Annotated in this window: 11 protein-coding genes; 2 read left to right on the forward strand and 9 right to left on the reverse strand. The window is 53.7% G+C overall.

Annotated elements, in window-relative coordinates; translation table 11 throughout:
- Positions 1-119 precede the first annotated feature (119 nt).
- Complete coding sequence (locus AC23NW_RS29590) at positions 120-1,406, forward strand: hypothetical protein (protein WP_487454128.1); 1,287 nt, start codon at positions 120-122, stop codon at positions 1,404-1,406.
- A 3-nt stretch (positions 1,407-1,409) separates the two neighbouring features.
- On the opposite strand, the gene AC23NW_RS29595 is transcribed toward AC23NW_RS29590, so the two are convergent.
- Positions 1,410-1,901 (reverse strand): response regulator, encoded by a 492-nt coding sequence (locus AC23NW_RS29595; RefSeq protein ID WP_293839257.1) that lies wholly within the window; start codon positions 1,899-1,901, stop codon positions 1,410-1,412.
- A gap of 347 nt (positions 1,902-2,248) precedes the next feature.
- Here AC23NW_RS29595 and AC23NW_RS29600 point away from each other — a divergent pair, with 347 nt between their 5' ends.
- The gene (locus tag AC23NW_RS29600; RefSeq protein ID WP_487454129.1) at positions 2,249-2,527 is read left to right on the forward strand and encodes a hypothetical protein; all 279 of its coding nucleotides are present in this window, start codon (positions 2,249-2,251) and stop codon (positions 2,525-2,527) included.
- A gap of 17 nt (positions 2,528-2,544) precedes the next feature.
- Here the strand turns inward: AC23NW_RS29600 and AC23NW_RS29605 are convergent, their stop codons facing one another.
- The 8 genes from AC23NW_RS29605 to AC23NW_RS29640 form a co-directional block, all read right to left on the reverse strand.
- A complete protein-coding gene (locus tag AC23NW_RS29605) occupies positions 2,545-3,333 on the reverse strand; it encodes a glycerophosphodiester phosphodiesterase (RefSeq protein ID WP_487454131.1) in 789 nt (262 codons plus the stop codon).
- 29 nt (positions 3,334-3,362) lie between these two features.
- Positions 3,363-5,144, reverse strand: coding sequence for a purple acid phosphatase family protein (locus AC23NW_RS29610; protein ID WP_487454133.1), 1,782 nt, complete (start codon positions 5,142-5,144; stop codon positions 3,363-3,365).
- Between the two features lie 155 nt (positions 5,145-5,299).
- Complete coding sequence (locus AC23NW_RS29615; RefSeq protein WP_293839269.1) at positions 5,300-6,655, reverse strand: PhoPQ-activated pathogenicity-related family protein; 1,356 nt, start codon at positions 6,653-6,655, stop codon at positions 5,300-5,302.
- Positions 6,656-6,667: 12 nt separating this feature from the next.
- Positions 6,668-7,915: a hypothetical protein gene (locus AC23NW_RS29620; protein WP_487454135.1), complete on the reverse strand. Its 1,248-nt coding sequence runs from the start codon at positions 7,913-7,915 to the stop codon at positions 6,668-6,670.
- 176 nt (positions 7,916-8,091) lie between these two features.
- On the reverse strand, positions 8,092-9,723 hold the full coding sequence (locus AC23NW_RS29625; protein WP_487454136.1) for a SusD/RagB family nutrient-binding outer membrane lipoprotein: 1,632 nt from the start codon (positions 9,721-9,723) through the stop codon (positions 8,092-8,094).
- 111 nt (positions 9,724-9,834) lie between these two features.
- The gene (locus AC23NW_RS29630; RefSeq protein ID WP_487454138.1) at positions 9,835-13,299 is read right to left on the reverse strand and encodes a SusC/RagA family TonB-linked outer membrane protein; all 3,465 of its coding nucleotides are present in this window, start codon (positions 13,297-13,299) and stop codon (positions 9,835-9,837) included.
- Between the two features lie 108 nt (positions 13,300-13,407).
- Positions 13,408-15,102 carry a SusD/RagB family nutrient-binding outer membrane lipoprotein gene (locus AC23NW_RS29635; RefSeq protein WP_487454139.1) on the reverse strand — a complete coding sequence of 565 codons (1,695 nt, stop codon included), beginning with the start codon at positions 15,100-15,102 and terminating at the stop codon, positions 13,408-13,410.
- Between the two features lie 11 nt (positions 15,103-15,113).
- Entirely contained in the window at positions 15,114-18,707 is a 3,594-nt protein-coding gene (locus AC23NW_RS29640) for a SusC/RagA family TonB-linked outer membrane protein (protein WP_487454141.1), read from the reverse strand.
- Between the last annotated feature and the right edge of the window lie 129 nt (positions 18,708-18,836).

The raw sequence follows: 18,836 nt of genomic DNA on the forward strand, positions 1-18,836 counted from the left end.
ATAAAGCGCATTTGACGTACTACTTTTCAGTCCTTTTTTCTCCCGCGGTAGTCTGTTTACCCGACCGGACCGTAGTATAATCAGTTCGTTCTCAAGGAAACTCCACTGCTTATCACATCATGCTAACCAACAAACAGTATATCACAGCCTTACTACTGGCTGGAATGTCGCTCGGCACGGCCTGGGCAATCCGCGGACAATTCGGCCATGAGCAGGGTGCCGCCTGGGCCGGTACGATTGGTGCCCTTGCGGTTATTCTGATCGCCAAACGTGCGGACTGGTACAACAAAGCACTGAAAGCCGCTCTTGCCGCCGGGCTGGGCTGGGGCATCGGCGGTATTATGAGCTACGGAAAAGTAGTCGGTTTCGGCCGCGGCAACGATTTCGGTAATGTCTATTACGGTCTGGTGATGCTCCTGCTCATTGGCGGCATCCAGGGCTTTCTGGGTGGCGGGTTGTTTGGGCTGGCCCTGTCTGACTCATCCATCAAACCCGTCAAATGGCATCTGCTGGTTATTGAAATGACTGTCGGGGCACTGCTGACCTACTTTTTCCTCATCGAGCAATGGGGCTGGCTCATGACTCCGCCGCGCTCCGAACTCTGGGCCGCGTGCCTGGGTATGGGGCTGGCACTGCTGACGTTTACGATCCGCAACCAGCAACGTGCAGCCTTGCGGGTGGCGGCGTTCAGTAGTCTGGGCGCCGGTTTCGGTTTTGCGTTCGGGAATTTTCTACAGGTAATGGGCAGTTCGTCTGACCTTTCCTTTAATTTCTGGAATGTGATGGAGTATTCGATTGGCTTTTTTGGCGGTGTGGGTATGGCATACGGTGCCTTTACTTCACAGTGGGAAACCGTAGTCGAACGGCAGGGCGCGCATCCGGTCTATGTTCCGCTGGCAGTTATCAGCGTGCTGATTCCATTCGTCGTATGGGAGCAATCGTTCGAGACAGGCCGGCTTGAGGGCGTTTACCGGAATCTGATGAGCGGCGATGTCTTCACGGCAACCCGCTTTACGCAAATCGCCGCCCTTGTACTGATCGCCGGGGTAGCAACCTACTGGTTTTCACGCTTTCAGCCGGCACAGGGCGACAATTACCTGCGGCTTGGCTATTCGGATGTCCAGCAGTTTTTTCTGGTCCACTTATCGCTGTATATCCTGCTGAGTTTCCTGATTACCGGTTCCGTAATCAGCACCTACCGGCCGGAACAGTTTCTGTACATTGTTAACCTGATTCTGACAGGCTTCTTCCTGAAACGCACCAAACCGATTTTTTCGGAACAGGTGTTTCACTACAGCAGACTGGCGCTCGGATTTGTTATTGTGCTGGTATTTATTGCGCTGATCACACTGGTAGCCATCAATTCGCACGAAGAACTGGCCGGTGTCAACAAGCGGTTCGAATAAATCTCAGCTATCGAGCTTATTAAACGGAGAAGGAGTTTCTGAACCATCCAACGGCTTTTGCGGCAAACTAACCACGTCGCCCCAATACTGACGCAGGGCGCCCATATGCTGTTTCCAGCCACCGAAACTCATTGGCTTTTCCAGAAACGACGTAGCGCCGGTTTCGTATGCCTTCCGGATCCGTTCGTCATCGGCCAGTGATGACAGGATTACCGTGGGCATCTGCTGCCCCTTGGGGTGGTTGCGCAGCTGTGGTAAAAACGACAGCCCGTCCATTACACCGGGGCCCAGATCTATATCCAGTAAGACGAGTTTAGGCAATGAATTATCCGCGTTTTCAAGATAAGATAACGCTTCCTGCGGATGTGTAAAGCCCAGAAATTCTGCCTGAGGGAACGTTTTGCGGGAGGCTCTTTTTACAATTTCAAGTACATCCGCATCATCATCAATCAACAGAATCGGAAATGTTGTGTGTTGATCAACCATCGCATCCATGATACAAGTGCTTTATAAGGAACGAAAGACTTCATATCAGAACAGACGTAGATCATTGAAGCCTATACTCTATAAGATAAGTAAAGATACTGCATTTTTACAACTTCCTGTCTTCAATTACCTTTTATCTACATTATAACTCTAATCTTCTCTTTTTGTTGCGCGGGCTCTATTATTGATGTTACCGACTTAATTTCTACTATACTTAACATAAAATTTATAAACCAAAACAGCATTTTATGGCACACATTTAAATATTCAATGATTGTGTTGCATCCTTATGTAAATTAGTTGATTTATACTTTTAAACAGTTTACTTTTAGGTATACATCAAACTCAACAACGCTATGGCCACCCTGCTCCCCTATGCCTGGATTGTACCTGTAGTTTTTGTGATTGTTTTTTTTGCCCTGAACGTACGGCTAAAACCCGTTTGCCCGCATTGCGGTAAAGAATCTACTGACCGCATCCGAAGGCCTCTCCTTGTAAAACAACTCCTGTTTTTCCTCCCGCTGGTGCGCTTCGAATGCTGGTCGTGCCAAAAAAAATATTATGTGCTTGGGTTCAGCAAAAACCAGAAGATGAAACGGAATAGCTCAGCAAACCATGCCGTTTCTCTCCGGTAAGCAAAACGTGTTTTGTTTTACAGCGTTTCCTTTACCCGTTGCACAAAATCCGTCTGAATGACATCAATACCGTTTTGCACCCCAAGGCGATATTGTTCTTTTGTTTCAAAATAATCAAGGGCATCCGAAAAAACAAGGATATTCAGGGCATGCAGCCTTTTGATGAGCGACGGTGTAAGCGCCTGCCACTTTACATCGAAGGCGTACGGCTTCAGCCGGGCAACTTTGGCATCAATATCAGCTTCGCTTTTCAGGCCCGGCATGATACGGGCAACCGGCAGTAACTCTCTGAGTGCAGCCAGATAATCGTCCGTTCCGTAGAAAACCGAGGTACCGGCCAGCGAATACGATTGTAAGGCTGCGACTAATGGCGCCGGCAAAACGTCTTTGCAGTCGACATAAAGCGCGGCTTGCTTTTGATGCGTTTTGTTCCAGTCCGTCAGCAACCGGCACACGTCGTCCAGCGTAGGAATCCGCTCCTCTGCATATGCCTCACCGGTTCCTTTCCCTGCCGAAAGCTGACGTAGTTCAGCGGCTGTCTTTTCCTTCAGCGGCCCGTGTCCGGTGGTCGTGCGGTCCAGATTACCGTCGTGCAGGATAAACAGCTGCCCGTCCTTACTGGTCCGGACATCAATTTCAATGTAATCGACCTGCATGGCCAGTGCGGCCCTGAACGTAGCCAGCGTGTTCTCGGGCAGGCCGGGCATGGCTCCCCGATGGGCCGAAACGCCGACGTATTTTTTCTTCATACCTGGCTGGGCTGCTGTTTGTCGCTGACTCAGCACCAAACATACGGTAATCAGCATAATAAACAGGTTGTTACTCATTGTCCGGGTCATTTTTTATCAATCCGTAGTTCGTCCTTTACCTGCCCGTCCGGGTTATAACAGGTGTAGACCATTGTTTTTCCGTTTATAGTAATGTGCTGGTAATAGTTCCCCTTCGGATACCGGCTGACGGCATAGTCTTCGGGCGGCATATTTTCGTGAGTACCGGGAATCCCTACTGAAATTGTATAAACCGTTCCCTTCGCCGGTGAGTCAACTGGTTTTCCGGCATACATCGGTTTCGAGCGCATGTAATAGTGGACATGCCCGCTCATCACCATGTCAACGTGGTACTGATCAAACAGGGAACACCACTCGTTCCGGATCAGGGCGTAATCCTCTTCGTAGTTGTACGGCGGAAAATGGAAAAAGGCGAATTTCCAGTCAGCCGTTGAACGGGCCAGCTGCTCCTTGATCCAGGCCGTCTGCTGCTCAACCGGCGCGGTCCCGTCGATCATCAGAAACAGGGCATTCTGGTACGTAAAGGCATAGGTCTGTTCGGTTGGGGCAGCGGCAGGCCCGTTTTCGGGCAGGCTGAACATTTCCTGATACATCCACGCTCCTAAACCGTCCTGACTGTCATGGTTACCAGGAATGGGCATCAGCGGTTTTCGGGCAAAAACACCGCCTGAATGCTGCCAGAGCTCGTCCCATTCGTCGCGGTGCAACCCCGTACTGACCAGGTCTCCGGCAATGTTGTAAAAAGCAACCTCCGGATGTCTGGCGGCGGCTTTCTGCGCCATCTGCCCCCATTCGCGGGATTTATGCGTATCACCGAACCAGATGTAGGAAAATCCCTGCCCTCCGGCCGGCTTTGTCGTAAACGTGGCCGGTGCCGACCAGCTGCCCCCTTTGCCCCCAACCCGATAGCCGTAGGTCATGCCCGGCAGCAGACCGGTTAATTTTCCCGTAAAGCGATGCACGTACCGGTCATTCTGCAAGAGCCGGTCTTCCATCACAAACCGGTTGGCGGGCTGCATCAGGGTATCTTTCCGGCCCGCCACCCAATACTGCACCTGCCCTTCCCCGACCGCCGGACTGGTCCGCCACTGCACGTTCATGGTCGTCGACGGATCACCGCTCCAGGTCAGCAACAGCTGGTCGGGCGTAGTCGTAGACGGCGTGGTCGTTTTCCGGAAGGCTCCGACGAGGTGTGCTTCCCTTGCCCGGCCACGGATGGTTTGCAGCAGCACCTGCCCTTTCAGCGCATCGGGCACGTCGTCGAGCACCAGATCATCCCAGTCGTGGTAGGTAAAAGCCCCCTGCTGCATCGTGGTTTGCGTCTGCGAGGGCATGCAGTTGCTTACCTGTAGCCTATCCCCCGCCTTTTGCGGACCGACACTGACAAAATAGACGGGCCGGTGCTTGTCAAACCCGTTGATTCCGAGTGAAACCCGGCCGGCGTTTACCCGTTTCTGCCAGACTTCGTAGGTGTATTCTTCATTTTTCACCACCATACCGGTCTTCACAAACCCGCTGGCCGGCAGCCAGAACGGAAGGGTCTTCTGCGCCTGGTCGCGCATGATGGAGACCACAGCCGGTACATTAACCTCAAAGGTCAGGTAGCGGGTAGCCAGTATGTTTTTATCGGCGGGGCTGAGAAAATTCAGGATAAAAGGCTCACGGATGGTATCCAGCTGCTGTGGGGTCAATTGCTGATACAGGCGCGTCACGGCCCTGTCCATTACCTCTTTTACCGCCTGCGGCCCGTTGTTAACCTGTCCGGAAGCCGTTGTTGCCCCCACTGTCAGGAACAACAGACCGCAGGAAAGCTTTGGAAAATACGTCATCAGATAAATGTAAAATGAATAATGGACACTGAATTATGGCTACTGAAGCCACATCCACTGTCCATTATACATACGCAACAAACCGCAGTCAGTACTATTTATAAAATGAGTAATGAATAATGTAGATCGCTTCATCACACATTATCCATTGTAGATTATTTCAAAAATACCTCATCGTTATCGGTCAGGAACATACGGGTGCTCTGGATATAGGAACCACCGCCCGGACTTTTGTATTTGAGCGACACGTAGAAGGCCTTGTAGCCGGTTTTAGGATAGGCTTCCGTCACATCGACCTTCGCCTGATTGCTGATGCCCAGACTACGGCTTTCCCATTTCTCGTCCTGGAAAATCTTGTCGTCCGAGTCAGCCGACCACACAATGGCGTCTTCCAGCAGGTCCGGCGTTGTTTTCACCGATACTTTTACACCTTCTTTGGTTGTTGATACGTCCCATTTGCAGAGCGGGTATTTCTGTTTCAGCAGGGTTTCGCCAAAGAACGCGCTCAGACTTTCGAGCGCCTGCCGCTTATCGCCCAGGCCGTGACCGGCGTTCGGCACGTAGCTGATCAGGTTCACGCCCGGAATATCGTCGTAGTAGTTCTTGATGGCATCAACAGTCCAGTATTCGTCGTTGGTACCCATAAAAATCATCTTAGGCTGGGTCAGTTTTTTGCGGTACGAATACGGGTCAATCATCTGGTTGATGGCGCGGCCCTCCGGCGAGGTCATGGTATTGGTCAGGCCCAGTTTCACGTAATCGTTGATCTGTTCGCTGTATTTATTCCACGAATCAATCTGGTACTGCAGGTTTTTCGGCATATTCAGAATGTCGATCACCATCGGTGCAATCGCCACCGCCCGGCTATCCATGGCACCCGTCAGCCAGGTCGTCCAGCCGCGTTTTGAGGCGCCGGAAACCACGAACCGCTTTACGTCGTGTTTCAGGTTTTTACGGGCAAACTCCTGCACGGCATCCATGCCCCGGATGGCACTTTTAGTCATCGGGAACAGCAGCGGCCACGAATAGTCGCCGTCTTTCTGGAAATTGTGCAGCGTATGGGAGATCAGCGCATCTTCGGTCAGGTTACCGAAAAACGGCTGGTTCGGCGTCTGGCGCAGTACTGCCACAATGGCTTTGTTTTTCTGCGCAATAGCTCCGAATGCCATGGCATCGCCCTGATTTTTGCCCCAGTTCGGCTGTTCATTTTTGTTGGAACCACCTGTGATAAAGAGCAGCGCGCCGTCGTGCTGATTATCCTTCGGCACCAGCACCGTCAGTTGGTGACGCCAGGTAAACTCGCGCCATTTCTGCGAGGTCAGCAGCAGGTTATAGGCCGTCACATCGCCGAGGCTCATGGTATCTTTCAATTCCCACTGGTAGGTTTTATCGCCGTTATTGAGATAACTCTCCAGCGCATTTTCCGGTGTGACTGCTTTTTTCGTGGTGATGAATCCCGCCATCGTCAGCGCGAGCATCAGAGCGGTTACGACAAAAAATCGATTCTTCATATTGAGGTTAATTTACTTTACACTAATTGGTTCAGGATTTTCGGAGAGCCATTTCAGGACCTCGTTCATGTAAATTTCGGCCGTTTGTTCGCCCAGACTCGTCCGGCTGATGTACTCGTAGCGTTTAAAGCTGGAAAAGTCAACTTTGGTCAGCATGTACCCGAAGGCATCGTTGGTGAGTCCGAATAAAAACGGCTGCCGGGTCCGCATGTTGCGTTTGAGGTAATAGCCGATGTTGGGCAATGCCTCTCCCGGAATTGTCAGCACCTGTGCGGAGCCGATATTAAGCAGATTGACCTGTGCCGACACTTGCTTACCCGTCATCTCGTAATGTAGCGGCGAGTTTTTAATGATGTACTGCATCACCTCCGACTCAACGGGGAAACTGATTTTCCGCATGGCACAGTACAACTCAGGATTGGCCTGTACCGGTGCTTCGGCCACGATCCGGAGCGCTTCGTCGGCCAGCAGCTCACCGATCCGGACGCACTCGGCCCAGTCGTTGGCTTCCTTGCCGCCCTCGCGCCGGTTGTCGGCGGTGACCATACCACCCTGGGCACTGTTCATAAAAATGGCCATTCCACCGGTCTTGGCCTCAATCCGGTCGTAGAGCGGGCCGCAGAGATCAGGACTCAGAATGCCCCTGCCCGACCCGATGATTTCGGGGTGGACGGCATAATTTACCAGTGTCGCAATCGGTTTGCCGTCCTGCCCGATTGCCTGAATTACTCCGCAACGGGGGTCATAGAGCTGATCGGCGTAGTAGTTGTAGGCGATCTTTCCTTTGGCTTCGCCGACCGCAATTTTCAGCGTGGCCGGTTTGAGGTTCCGGACGGCTTCGTTCACGGCATCGGCCATATCCCTGACACAGCGGTCAAGGTAAGCCATGTCGGCGTAGGACTTGCCCGACGCATCCGGAAACCCGTAGGCATCGGGGCCGCTGTGGGTATGGGTTGCCCCGATCAGCACATTTTCGGGCGGAATGCCCTTGATCAGTGCCCGCGACTTATTCCCCAGCACCGACGGCCAGCCCAGGTTATCGACGCTGACGATGGCCACCCGCGTACCGCCCCGTTCGAGCACCAGCGCCCGGATATACAGGTCGCCTTGCTTTTGCTGCGCCGGTTTGGGCGTACCGATACCGCCGGAAACGGGCAACAGCGGATCAGGCGTAATTTTCCGCAAGGCAGCCCCCGCCTTAAACGACTGGGCCTGAAGGCTCAGTCCGTGCAGACATATCAGAAAAAAGAGCAGCCTCATATAAACGTTTGACCCCTACAGGGTCTGTTTTTAGTTTGCTGTTCCGGATTTTTCAATCCGGAATCAATTAATACCGGATTTGTAATCCGGTTCCGTGCAGGCGGATTACAAATCCGCGGTTAGGCTGCGACGGAGTTGAAAATCCGTCGCAGCTTTCGCAATCCGTCACGACATACTTACCACGGTTTCCCAGTGCCCTGAATCACCCACGGTTTTGACCACGGACTGTTCCGGCCATCGGCTTCCGAGTAGGTGGTCTGCTCCAGTTTGCCCATGGCGGCTTCGGTGTTGGTTTTGTTCAGATTCCGTTCATCGAGCATGTAATAGAACCGGACCGGCATCACCTTACGCTTGGCCTGCGGACCTGCCTTCAGCTCGGGATAACCCGTCCGGCGGTAGTCAAACCAGGCTTCGGTTGCGGCAGTCCAGCTAGCAATCCATTTCTGTTCAATAATCTGCTTCTGCGTTGCGTTGTAGGCCACCGTTTTCTGGGCAATATAGGCCGCATACGTACTGCTCAGGCTCCAGGCATCCAGCGACGCTTTGACACCTGCTTCGTAGTGCGTTTTGGCATCACCCGCAGCCCAGCCTTTCAGCGCTGCCTCGGCCAGAATAAACCGGACCTCAGCCGCCGACACCAGCCGCGACTTCAGCAGCGGGCCTTTCGCTTGCTTATAGATGTCGTTCAGCCACGAAACGTGCGGGTTATTCGCGCCCTGCTCAGCCGTCGGGCTCAGGTTATACGATGCGCCGCCAACCATCGCCACCGGTAGCCCGACATAATTCGGATCCGTATTGTACTCCTTACCGGCCACCTTATCCGGCGACAGATAACGTTTTCCGTTTTCGATCTTATCAGTACCGGCCGGCAGACTGGCATCTACCACCAGCGGAATCTGGACCTTGTTGGCCCAAACACCGATGCGTGGATCGTTGAGCGCCAGCAATGCCCGTACAAAGGTGTCGCACATTTTCAGACGGCGGTAGTTACTCGCGCTGGCATCATACACCGTGTTTGCCGGCCACGAATCACTGTCGCTGTTACCGGCAAACGGCATTGCCGCATCATCGGCAGCCGCCAGAATGACCGGGTACTGCGTCGGGTTGGCCACAATTTTTTCAATACCGGCCTTGGCTACATCCGGCTTTTTGCTGGATATCCGCATAAAGTAGCGCAGGGCCAGCGAGTTAGCCAGCTTCCGCCATTTGGCCGGATCACCGGCATAGTATACGTCAGCCGCGTCCATCGTACTGGTGTACTCCGCTTTGGTTTTCGACAGCAGGGTATTGGCTTTTTCAAGATCAGCGAGGATACCGGTATAAATCGCTTCCTGTGAATCATAGGCCGGGAAAGTATTTTCGGCACCACCCAGCTCGCCTTTCAGCGCACTGCTATACGGTGCATCGCCCCAGAGGTCCGTAATCAGGCCGAAAACCATCGACTTCATCACCAGCGATACGCCCTGCTGTAGCTCAAAACCCAGCTGCACCGACCGGTCATAAACGTACTGGTTATTCCGGAGAATGTCGTAGTACGGGCTCCAGCTCTGGCTGCCACCCCAGTCATATTCGTTGTGGCTGCTCGACCAGCCGTCTTTCTGGGTGTGCTGCATCACCCCGGCCATATCCTGGTAGCCGAGGTTAACAAACGCCTTGCCCGTCTCGGTCAGTACCGTCGACAGCACAAGGTTCGGATTGGCCTTTGTGGGGTCTACCCCGTTCGGGTTCTGATTCAGTTCGGTCAGGTCCTTGCACGAAAACACCGACAGCGACAGCAGAACAGTAGTCAGTATATGTTTGTAGTTCATGATTTTTAAGAAAATGGTTAATGGACAATGGTTAATGAATAATGGATGACGCCTTACGCCACAATCAACTCTCTATCAAATCATTATACATTTTACATTGTTCATTATTCATTAAAATGTCAGGTTTACTTTGAAGCCGACCGGAATGACCCACGGCATTACGTTGTAGCGCTCGATGCCCTGCTTAAACTGGATACCCGAACCTTGCAGACCAGCCTCCTGCTGGAATGCCATTTCAGGATCGATGTTGATTTTTGCAGCGGTCCAGAGAATGATGTTCCGGCTGTAGACCGACAGCGACGCATTCTGCAAACCAACTTTCCGGATCAGGTTTTGCGGCAGATCGTATGAAAAGGAAATCTCACGCAGCTTCAGGTATGACGCGTCATACAGGAAGGCCTTCGTAAATCCCCAGGCCGTGCTGCCCGCGAACGGGAGATACAACGTACCGGTACCGCCCAGGTTTTCCTTGTAACCGGTCGGATTGCCGTTGGTATCGTAACCGGTTGCCAACACCCCGGGAATAAACGTACCGCCATAAGGCAGAGTATACGGGCCATACTTGAACGGGAAGCTACCGTATTCCGGTGTCGGGCCACCCACCAGCGGGAAATAGTTACCGTGCTGCCGGATCAGTTCATCCTGATTAGCCACCAGGTAATTCCGCAGCGCATCGCCGGTCAGACCGTTCGGGTTGATGAGTTTGTCGAGGAAAAGTTGTGACTGGCCGTTTTCTTCGCCGTAGCGGTAGGTCTGTGACACAAAATCACCGCCGTTGCGCCAGTCAAACGTCATGTTCACGCTGAACCGCTTGTACGAAACCGAGGCCTGTAACCCCATGATAAACTTCGCGTTGAAGTTCCCGATTTTGTTTTTGGTATTGATCGCATCCACCGACTGCCATTTACCGGTCTGGTCCAAAATCGGATACCCGTAATACGGCGACGCTTTGTCCTTTACCGTTACCAGCTGGGCATCGTAAATATCGCCGATATCTTCACCCACATACGTCCATGCACCACCCTTGGCATCGGTCCATAGGGTGTAATATGGCAGGTCGTCCGACAGTTTCAGAATGCGGGTACGGTTGCGGGTCAGGTTGGCGTTGAGATCGACGCGCCAGCCCGAAGCCGACTGAATCGGGGTACCACCCAGGGTCAGTTCAAAACCACGGCTCGCCAGCAGACCGGCATTGATGTTCTTGGTCGTATAACCCGACGATGGCGGCAGTTTGGTGCTCAGAATCTGGTTTTCCTTCTCAACGCGGTAATACGTACCGGTAAACCGCAGGCGATCGCGAAACAGATTCAGGTCAAGACCCGCTTCATACGAGGTTGCAATTTCCGGTTTCAGGTTCGAAATCAGCAGGTTACCCGGCACCGAGAGCCGTGGTACCCCCGCCCACGTACCGGCGTTGGTCAGTGTGCTCAGGAGCATATACGGATTGGCATCGTTACCCACCTGCGCTACACCGCCCCGCAGTTTCAGCAGACTAACCTGCGTCGAGGTCGGGAACAGCATTTCGTTGACCAGCATACTCAGTGAGGCCGACGGGTAGAAGTACGACCGGTTAGCGGCCGGCAGCGTACTCGACCAGTCGTTACGGGCGGTCAGGTCGAGGTAGATCATGTCCTTAAACCCGATGTTGGCCAGGCCATAGACGCTGTAAATTGCCCGCTGGAATTTCGTGCTGGAATAGTCGAGGTTTTCCGGCAGAATGTTCTGAATCGTGAACACGCCCGGCACAATCAGGCCGGTTCCGCCTTTGGTAGCCGTCGATACATTACCGCCGTTCTGATACCGGGCATTCCCCCCCGCCGACACCGAGAACTGAAACTGTTTGAAGCCCTTTTTATACGTAGCCAGAAAGTCAGCGTTGCTTTCGAAGTTATCGAGGTTGATAATCCCGTAAGCGCCGCGCGGATCGCCGGTATAGCTGTTGGCAATCTTCATTTCCCGCTGCTCCTTATAGGTATCGAGCGCATAGCGGGCCATGAAGCTGAACTCCGGCGAAATCTGCCAGTCGGCTTTGAGGTTTCCGAAAATACGGTCACGCACAAAGCTGTTATTTACTTCATACGCCAGAAAATACGGGTTGTTGTAAATGCCTTTTGCCTGTGACCGCTGCTGGATACCCTCCTGCCCCGGCAGCCAGTAATTCTGCATGTTCTGGATGTCGATGTGCGGCGAAACGGCATAGGCCCACTGCAACGGGTTAGTTCCCCGGTTGCTGGCCGGCCGGTTGTTCGAATTATTGCGGCTCACGTCCAGATTCGTACTCAGCCGGAGCTTGTTGCTGGCCTTGAAACTGGCATTTACGTTAAACGTGTTCCGGAACAGATCGGAGTTCGGGATAATGCCTTTGTTCCGCATGTTCGAATACGACAGCCGGTAAGTAAACAGATCGGTATTGTTGGCCACCGATACCCCGTTGGTGGTCGTGACGCCGGTCTGCACAAAGTTCTTCACGTTGTCTTTATGCGAAACAAGCGGCATCGCCACGGGTTTGCCGTTGGCATCGAGCGGACTGTTCCACTGCACTTCCGAATATCCTTTATCCAGTTCGGCTCCGTACGTGGCGCCGACCGTCTCGTCGATCAGCTTACCAAACGGGTTCGACAGCGGGGTGCCGCTGACAGCCGGCGGGATACCCGAAAACTGGCCGGGACCAAATTTGGTCTGCCATTTCAGGAACCGGTATGGCTGGTCGAAGACGGTGCTTGAGGTAATGGTGACTGTAGGTTTTTTGGCTTTTGATCCGCTTTTGGTCGTGATCAGCACCACCCCGTTACCGGCCCGCGAGCCGTAGAGAGCGGCGGCGCTCGGGCCTTTCAGAATCGATACGTTTTCAATATCGTCGGGATTGAGGTTCGAAATGGCGTTGCCGAAGTCGGCGCGGTTATCGTTCCCCACCTGGCTGATGTTGTTCAGGGTGTTGGCAATCGGAACGCCGTCGATCACAAACAGGGGCTGATTATCGCTGCTCAGCGAGGTCGCGCCGCGAATGACCATGCTCACCGACGAACCGGTTCCGCCCGTCTGACTGATCTGCACACCGGCTACTTTACCGGCCATGCCATTCAGGACGTTTTCCTGCACAACGCGCGAAAATTCCTTACCGTCAACCTTACCCACCGAATAACCCAGCGACCGCTCATCGCGCTTAATCCCGAGGGCCGTAACGACGGCCTCCTGTAACGTTTCGGCGCTTTCGGTCATGGTCAGGTCAATCACCGTGCGGTTGCCTACCACAACCTCCTCCGTTTTGTAGCCGATGTAGGAGAAGATCAGAACCGTGTTGTCGGCCGTAATGTCGAGCGAGAACCGCCCGTTTCCATCCGTAGTGGTACCGGTCTGGGTACCTTTGATGACTACATTGACACCGGGCATGGGCGTATTGTCGGCACCGGTCGTTACTTTCCCCGTAATTTTCCGGGCAACGGCCGCATGAACCGGTACGTCCGGATGCGCTTTGTTTGTGGCGGCTATGACCGGGTCAATGGTAATGACACCGGTCAGCAGGGCAACCACCAATACCCCGATTTGCTTTTGCTGGGCGGTAAACTTACACTCCATACGTGTACTTTTAAGTTTAGGAATGAACAGACTTTACGTTAAGTAAGTATACAGGACACCATCAGACCGGCATGGCGCACCCGTCTGACTGATTTCGTTACTGAGGCATTACCACGGTAGACTCGTACCTTGAATCAGCCAGGGTTTAGACCATTGGCTGTTTTTTCCCCGCACCCTGGTATGGCTGTTTTCTTCCAGGGTTTGCAGGGCATTCATTGCGTTTGCGTAATTATAGTTTGTTTCGTTGTCTCCGTAAATAAACCGTACCGGCAGTACATTCTCGGCGGCGGCGGGGCCGGCTTTCAGCGCCGGAAATCCCGTCCGGCGGTAATCGAACCAGGCTTCGGTCGCCGCTGTCCAGCCGGCAATCCATTTCTGGGTCATTACCTGTTCGAGCGTATTGGTAAACTGTACGCCCGGCTGCTGCATGTACGCCGCAAACCCACCGTCGACACCCCACGCTGCCAGCGAGTTACGGATTCCCTGCCGGTAATGTTCCTCCGCACTTCCCACGGCCCAGCCCTTCAGAGCGGCTTCGGCCAGAATAAACGACACCTCCGCCGACGAACAAAGCCGGGCTTTCAGAATCCCGCCGTTGCTGTTCCGGTACACCTCCGCCAGCTGTGATACGTGCTGATTCTGCACCACCTGCCCCGTTGTCGGGTTATAGTTATAGGCACTCGGGTCGATGAGGCCGGGCGGCAACCCCACATAGGTGCTGGTGTCCAGGGCCACTTTAAACGTTTTCGGGTTAAACCGGCGGGTGAATGTTGCGCCGGCTTTTACCTCTGCCAGAAACTTTGCATCGGTCATCGCCGAAACGCCCTGCTGCACCACCCCGTTCTTGCGGATATACGGGTCTGCCGGCTGCGGCAAGGTTGAGTCAGCGACCCAGCGGACATAGACCGGGGCAAACCAGATTTTCAAACGGGGATCCCTATACGCCGTTAGTTTGTCCAGTAAGGTCCGGCATGGTTTCCGGCGGCGGAATTCCGAGGGGTCGGTATCAAATGCTACCGCTGCCGGCCACGAATTAGCCGCCGTTGACCCGATGTAGTCCATCGTCGCATCGTCCGTCGCGTCCTTCATATATATACCCGACTGATAGATGCTTTCAATACCGGCTCTGGCTACCTGCGGCAGTTTTGCCGAAATCCGCATGTAATACCGTAGCAGCAGCGAGTTGGCCAGTTTCTGCCATTTCGTGTTATCGCCGTTGTAATAAACGTCGTAGCCGGTGAGGTAGCCGGTTGACCTTCCGGCGGCAAACAAGGCCGAGGCTTGTTTCAGGTCGTCGATAATGCCGGCGTAAATCGTCTGTTGTTTATCAAACACCGGCAGCAGCAAATCAGTCGAGAGTGCCCCCTTCAGCGCATCGGTATAAGGAGCATCGCCCCACAGGTCCGTGATCAGCCCGAACGTGAATGCTTTCAGCGTCAGGGCCACGCCCTGATGAAACGTATAGCCCAGCTCTTTTGACCGCTGCAGCAGAAAGTTGTTATTCCGGAGCAGGTCATAGTACGGGCTCCAGTCTTTCGGACTCCAGTCGTAGTGATTATGGTCGCTGAACCAGCCGTCTTTCTGCGTATGCTGCACCACACCGGCAATGTCGCCATAGCCCAGCGTAACGTAGTTCATGGCCAGCCCCGTAGCAATGGTCGGCAGCATCAGGTTCGGATTGGCCGTTGATGGACTGACCACATTCGGGTTTTCGTTGATTTTAGACAATTGGTCACCACAGCTACTCATGATGAGTAACAGCGTCAGTACAATCAGCCATTTTGCGGCAAAGCGTCTGTTCATGACCATATTGATTATAGTGAAAAACCAACTTTAAAACCCACCGGGATTGTCCACGGCAGTACGTTCTGCAACTCTACCCCCTGCCGGAACTTACTGTTGTCGGCCAGAAAGGCCCGTTCCGGATCGATACCGACTTTAGCCGCTGTCCATAGCATGATATTCCGGCTATACACCGACAGGTTCACGTTCCGGAAACCCCACCGCTGCGGCAGGTCGATACCGAACGAAATTTCACGGAGCTTTACAAACGACGCGTCAAAGGTAATTTGCTGGTTGTAGCCCCACGGGTAGGTATCCGTAATCGGATAAACTTTCGTCCCCGGTCCTCCCAGATTTTCGCGGTATGTCCCGTCAGGATTCTGGATAACTCCCGGTGCAAATGCCCCGTCATACTCCGGAATGCCGTCGCCGTCCGAATCCATCGGCATACCGCCGGTTTCTTTTGTATGCCCCCCGACCCGCGGAAAGTTGCCGTTTTGCGGGATAATGTATTTCGCCGGATCCGATTTCAGCAGCGCTATCAGCTGATCGGAGGTATAGCGTCCACCCGGAATCAGCAGATCCAGTTGCCGCGCCGACCGCCAGTCGGACTCGAAGTAGCGGTAGGTATACGACTGAAAATTACCGCCGCTCCGCCAGTCGAAGCTCGCGTTCAGACTCAGGCGCTTGTACCGGACCGCCAGTTGCCCGCCCATAATAAACCGGGGATTAAAATTCCCGACCTTCACCCGAGCATTGCGGTCGTTTACCGGAATCCAGTCGCCGTTGTTGTCCAGAATGGGCCACCGGTAATAGGGCGATTTCGGATCGGTTACGTACGCATAGCCACGGCTATAGAGGTTTCCGATTTCCTCTCCCACATAGGTAAACGCACCGCCGTTATTGTCGTCCCACAACTGGTAATAATCAACGCCCGGCGCCAGCGCCTTGATATAGGTCCGGTTACGGCTGAAATTCACGCTGACATCGACCTGCCAGCCGTCTTTCTGCTGCACCGGCGTAGCCCCCAGATTCACCTCCCAGCCGCGGCTTGCCAGCAAACCGGCATTAATCAGCTTATTGGCGTATCCCGACGAATTGGGGGTTGTTACACTGAGAATCTGGTTTTTGTTCTCTGACTGATAATACGTAGCCTCCAGCCGCAGCCGGTCCTTAAACAGTTTAAGGTCAACACCAACCTCAGCCGACGTGGCAATTTCCGGCTTCAGCTGCGCATTATACAGCGTTCCGGGCACGTTGGTCGTTACCAGCCCCCCCCACAAGCCGGTGCCCAGCGCCTGCTCCAGCTGATACGGGGCTGCGTCGTTGCCCACCTGCGCCCAGCTCGCCCGCGCTTTCAGCAACGAGACGTAATACGGCAGTCTGAACGTATAATTCAGGAGCCAGCTGCCCGATACAGACGGATAAAAATACGACCGATTATGCACCGGCAGCGTACTCGACCAGTCATTGCGGGCCGTCAGATCGACATAAACCTGATCCTTATAACCCACCGATGCCATGGCATAGAGGCTGTAAATGGCCTTACGGGTCGTTGTGTTATTGACCGACAAGGCCGTAACCGGTACGTTGGTGATCCGGTAAAGGCCCGGCACCGTCAGCTGCGACCCACCCATAAAATTGTCCAGATACCGCTGCGTCATGTAATTACCGCCAACCGAGGCACTAATGTCCAGGTCGCCCCGTTTTTCGTGGCGGGTCAGCAGGAAGTCGGCATTCAGTTCGCGGCGGACCAGGTCCTGCAAATAATAGCCTCCTTTTTTCGCCCGCGAATAACTCCAGGGTATTTTCGTCTCCCGGTTTTCACCGTACTGATCCAGCGCCAGCCGGACAAAGCCGGTCAGCAGGGACGATGGTTTCCAGTCCAGTTTTGTATTACCGAAAATCCGGTCGCGGTTGAAGCCATTGTTGATGCCATACGCCAGAAAATACGGATTATCCGCCGTTGAGGCGGGCGTCAGCTGCTGTATATTTTCGCTGCCGTTTACCCAGTAGTTCCGTAGCTGACGAACGTCCACGTGCGGCCACATATACACGGCCTCCAGCGGGTTGGCGCCCCGGTTGGCAGTCACCGGCCGGTTATCCGAATGGGTACGCACCAGCGTAAAGGCCGAATTCAACGTAAACTGCCGGTTCAGAGTATAGCTCACACTGGAGTTCAGGGAGTTGCGCAACAGGTTCGAATTCGGAATCATCCCCTTATTGATCATGTTGCTGTACGACACCCGGTACGATACCTTATCTCCCGCTCCCGACAACGCGATATTGTTGGTCGACGTAATCCCGGTTTGCAGAAAGTTTTTCATGTTATCACGGTACGACACCAGCGGTGTCGGCACCGGCTGGCCATCGGCACCGGCGGGACTGTTCCACTGCACCGCCAGATTACCGGCGTCGAGGGCCGGTCCGCCCCAGTACATCGAACTTTCGTCGAGGCGGTTGTTCCGGTCGCCGGAGGCATATTTGTAGTGCAGATCCAGAAACCGGTACGGCTTTTCAAACACATTACTGGTCGAAAAGGTAATACCGAGGCCTTTCCCTTTTTTGCCTTTCCGGGTCGTAATCAGAATGACACCGTTGCCGGCCCTTGAGCCATACAGGGCGGCCGCACTCGGGCCTTTCAGTACCGTAATCTGGTCAATATCTTCGGGATTTAGGTCTGCAATCGTATTGCCGTAATCGACATTATTCCGGTCACCCATTGCCCGCAGGTTATTCAGCGTATTAGCCACCGGCACCCCGTCAATGACGAACAAGGGCTGATTGTCGCCCGTCAGTGATTTAGCGCCGCGGATAATGATGCTTACCGACGAACCAATTCCGCTGGTCTGGTTCAGGGTCAGGCCGGCCACCCGGCCAGCCAGCGAATTAACCACATTTTCCTGCGGTACCTGGGTTATCATTTCCCCTTTCAGATCGGCTACCGAATAGCCCAGCGCCCGTTTGCCGCGCTGAATGCCCAATGCCGTCACGACGGCCTCCGATAGCACTTCCACGTTTTCGGAAAGCGTCACCTCCATGACATTTTTCTGATCAACCAGCACCTCTTCCGTCAGGAATCCAACGGACGAAAACACCAGTACATCATCCGGATTCACGATATCGAGTTTGTAGGCGCCCGACGCATCGGTCGTTGTTCCCAGACTGGTATCCTTGATCCGCACAGCAACCCCCGGAATACCGATGCCATCCTGCCGGGCTACCACCCTGCCGGTCACCTTAAACCGCTGATCACCGATTGCGTGTACGGCCACATCACTTACCTTCTTACGGATAATGATGTTTTTGTTTACGGCCTTGAATTCCAGCGGTGTTTGTCGGGAAATCATCAGCAGCACGTCCCGCAGGTTCCGGCCGTTTTCAATCCGGATCAGTTTATTCAGCTCCGGCTTGAGGTTGTCTTCGAACAGGAAAACGTATCCCGACTGCTTTGTAATTTTATTGATGACATCCAGCACCCGACCCTCTTCATGCGTCAGCGTCAGCTTTACCTTTTCAAGATCCGATTCAACCGATACGACCGCTGCCCGCGACTGTTCCGGGATAAGGGCCGCAACAGCCAGTATCCAGACATAAAGGGCATATCGACACGCTCGGTTGGTCATCGCTTTGTAACTGATGTGCGAAAATCAATAAATATGACGAACTACAGATCAAGAAACCTTTATTTTTTTGTAAACAAATCTCCCACTCCCCTTTACGCAGGAGTGAGAGATCCGGAGAAATCGTCTGTC

This window comes from Arsenicibacter sp. R0_47, assembly GCF_057652235.1.

Bases quoted from the DNA above. Each gene is read 5' to 3' on its own strand.
- AC23NW_RS29590 (WP_487454128.1), top strand. From the start codon at position 120: ATGCTAACCAACAAACAGTATATCACAGCCTTACTACTGGCTGGAATG.
- AC23NW_RS29595 (WP_293839257.1), bottom strand. From the start codon at position 1,901: ATGGATGCGATGGTTGATCAACACACAACATTTCCGATTCTGTTGATT.
- AC23NW_RS29600 (WP_487454129.1), top strand. From the start codon at position 2,249: ATGGCCACCCTGCTCCCCTATGCCTGGATTGTACCTGTAGTTTTTGTG.
- AC23NW_RS29605 (WP_487454131.1), bottom strand. From the start codon at position 3,333: ATGCTGATTACCGTATGTTTGGTGCTGAGTCAGCGACAAACAGCAGCC.
- AC23NW_RS29610 (WP_487454133.1), bottom strand. From the start codon at position 5,144: ATGACGTATTTTCCAAAGCTTTCCTGCGGTCTGTTGTTCCTGACAGTG.
- AC23NW_RS29615 (WP_293839269.1), bottom strand. From the start codon at position 6,655: ATGAAGAATCGATTTTTTGTCGTAACCGCTCTGATGCTCGCGCTGACG.
- AC23NW_RS29620 (WP_487454135.1), bottom strand. From the start codon at position 7,915: ATGAGGCTGCTCTTTTTTCTGATATGTCTGCACGGACTGAGCCTTCAG.
- AC23NW_RS29625 (WP_487454136.1), bottom strand. From the start codon at position 9,723: ATGAACTACAAACATATACTGACTACTGTTCTGCTGTCGCTGTCGGTG.
- AC23NW_RS29630 (WP_487454138.1), bottom strand. From the start codon at position 13,299: ATGGAGTGTAAGTTTACCGCCCAGCAAAAGCAAATCGGGGTATTGGTG.
- AC23NW_RS29635 (WP_487454139.1), bottom strand. From the start codon at position 15,102: ATGAACAGACGCTTTGCCGCAAAATGGCTGATTGTACTGACGCTGTTA.
- AC23NW_RS29640 (WP_487454141.1), bottom strand. From the start codon at position 18,707: ATGACCAACCGAGCGTGTCGATATGCCCTTTATGTCTGGATACTGGCT.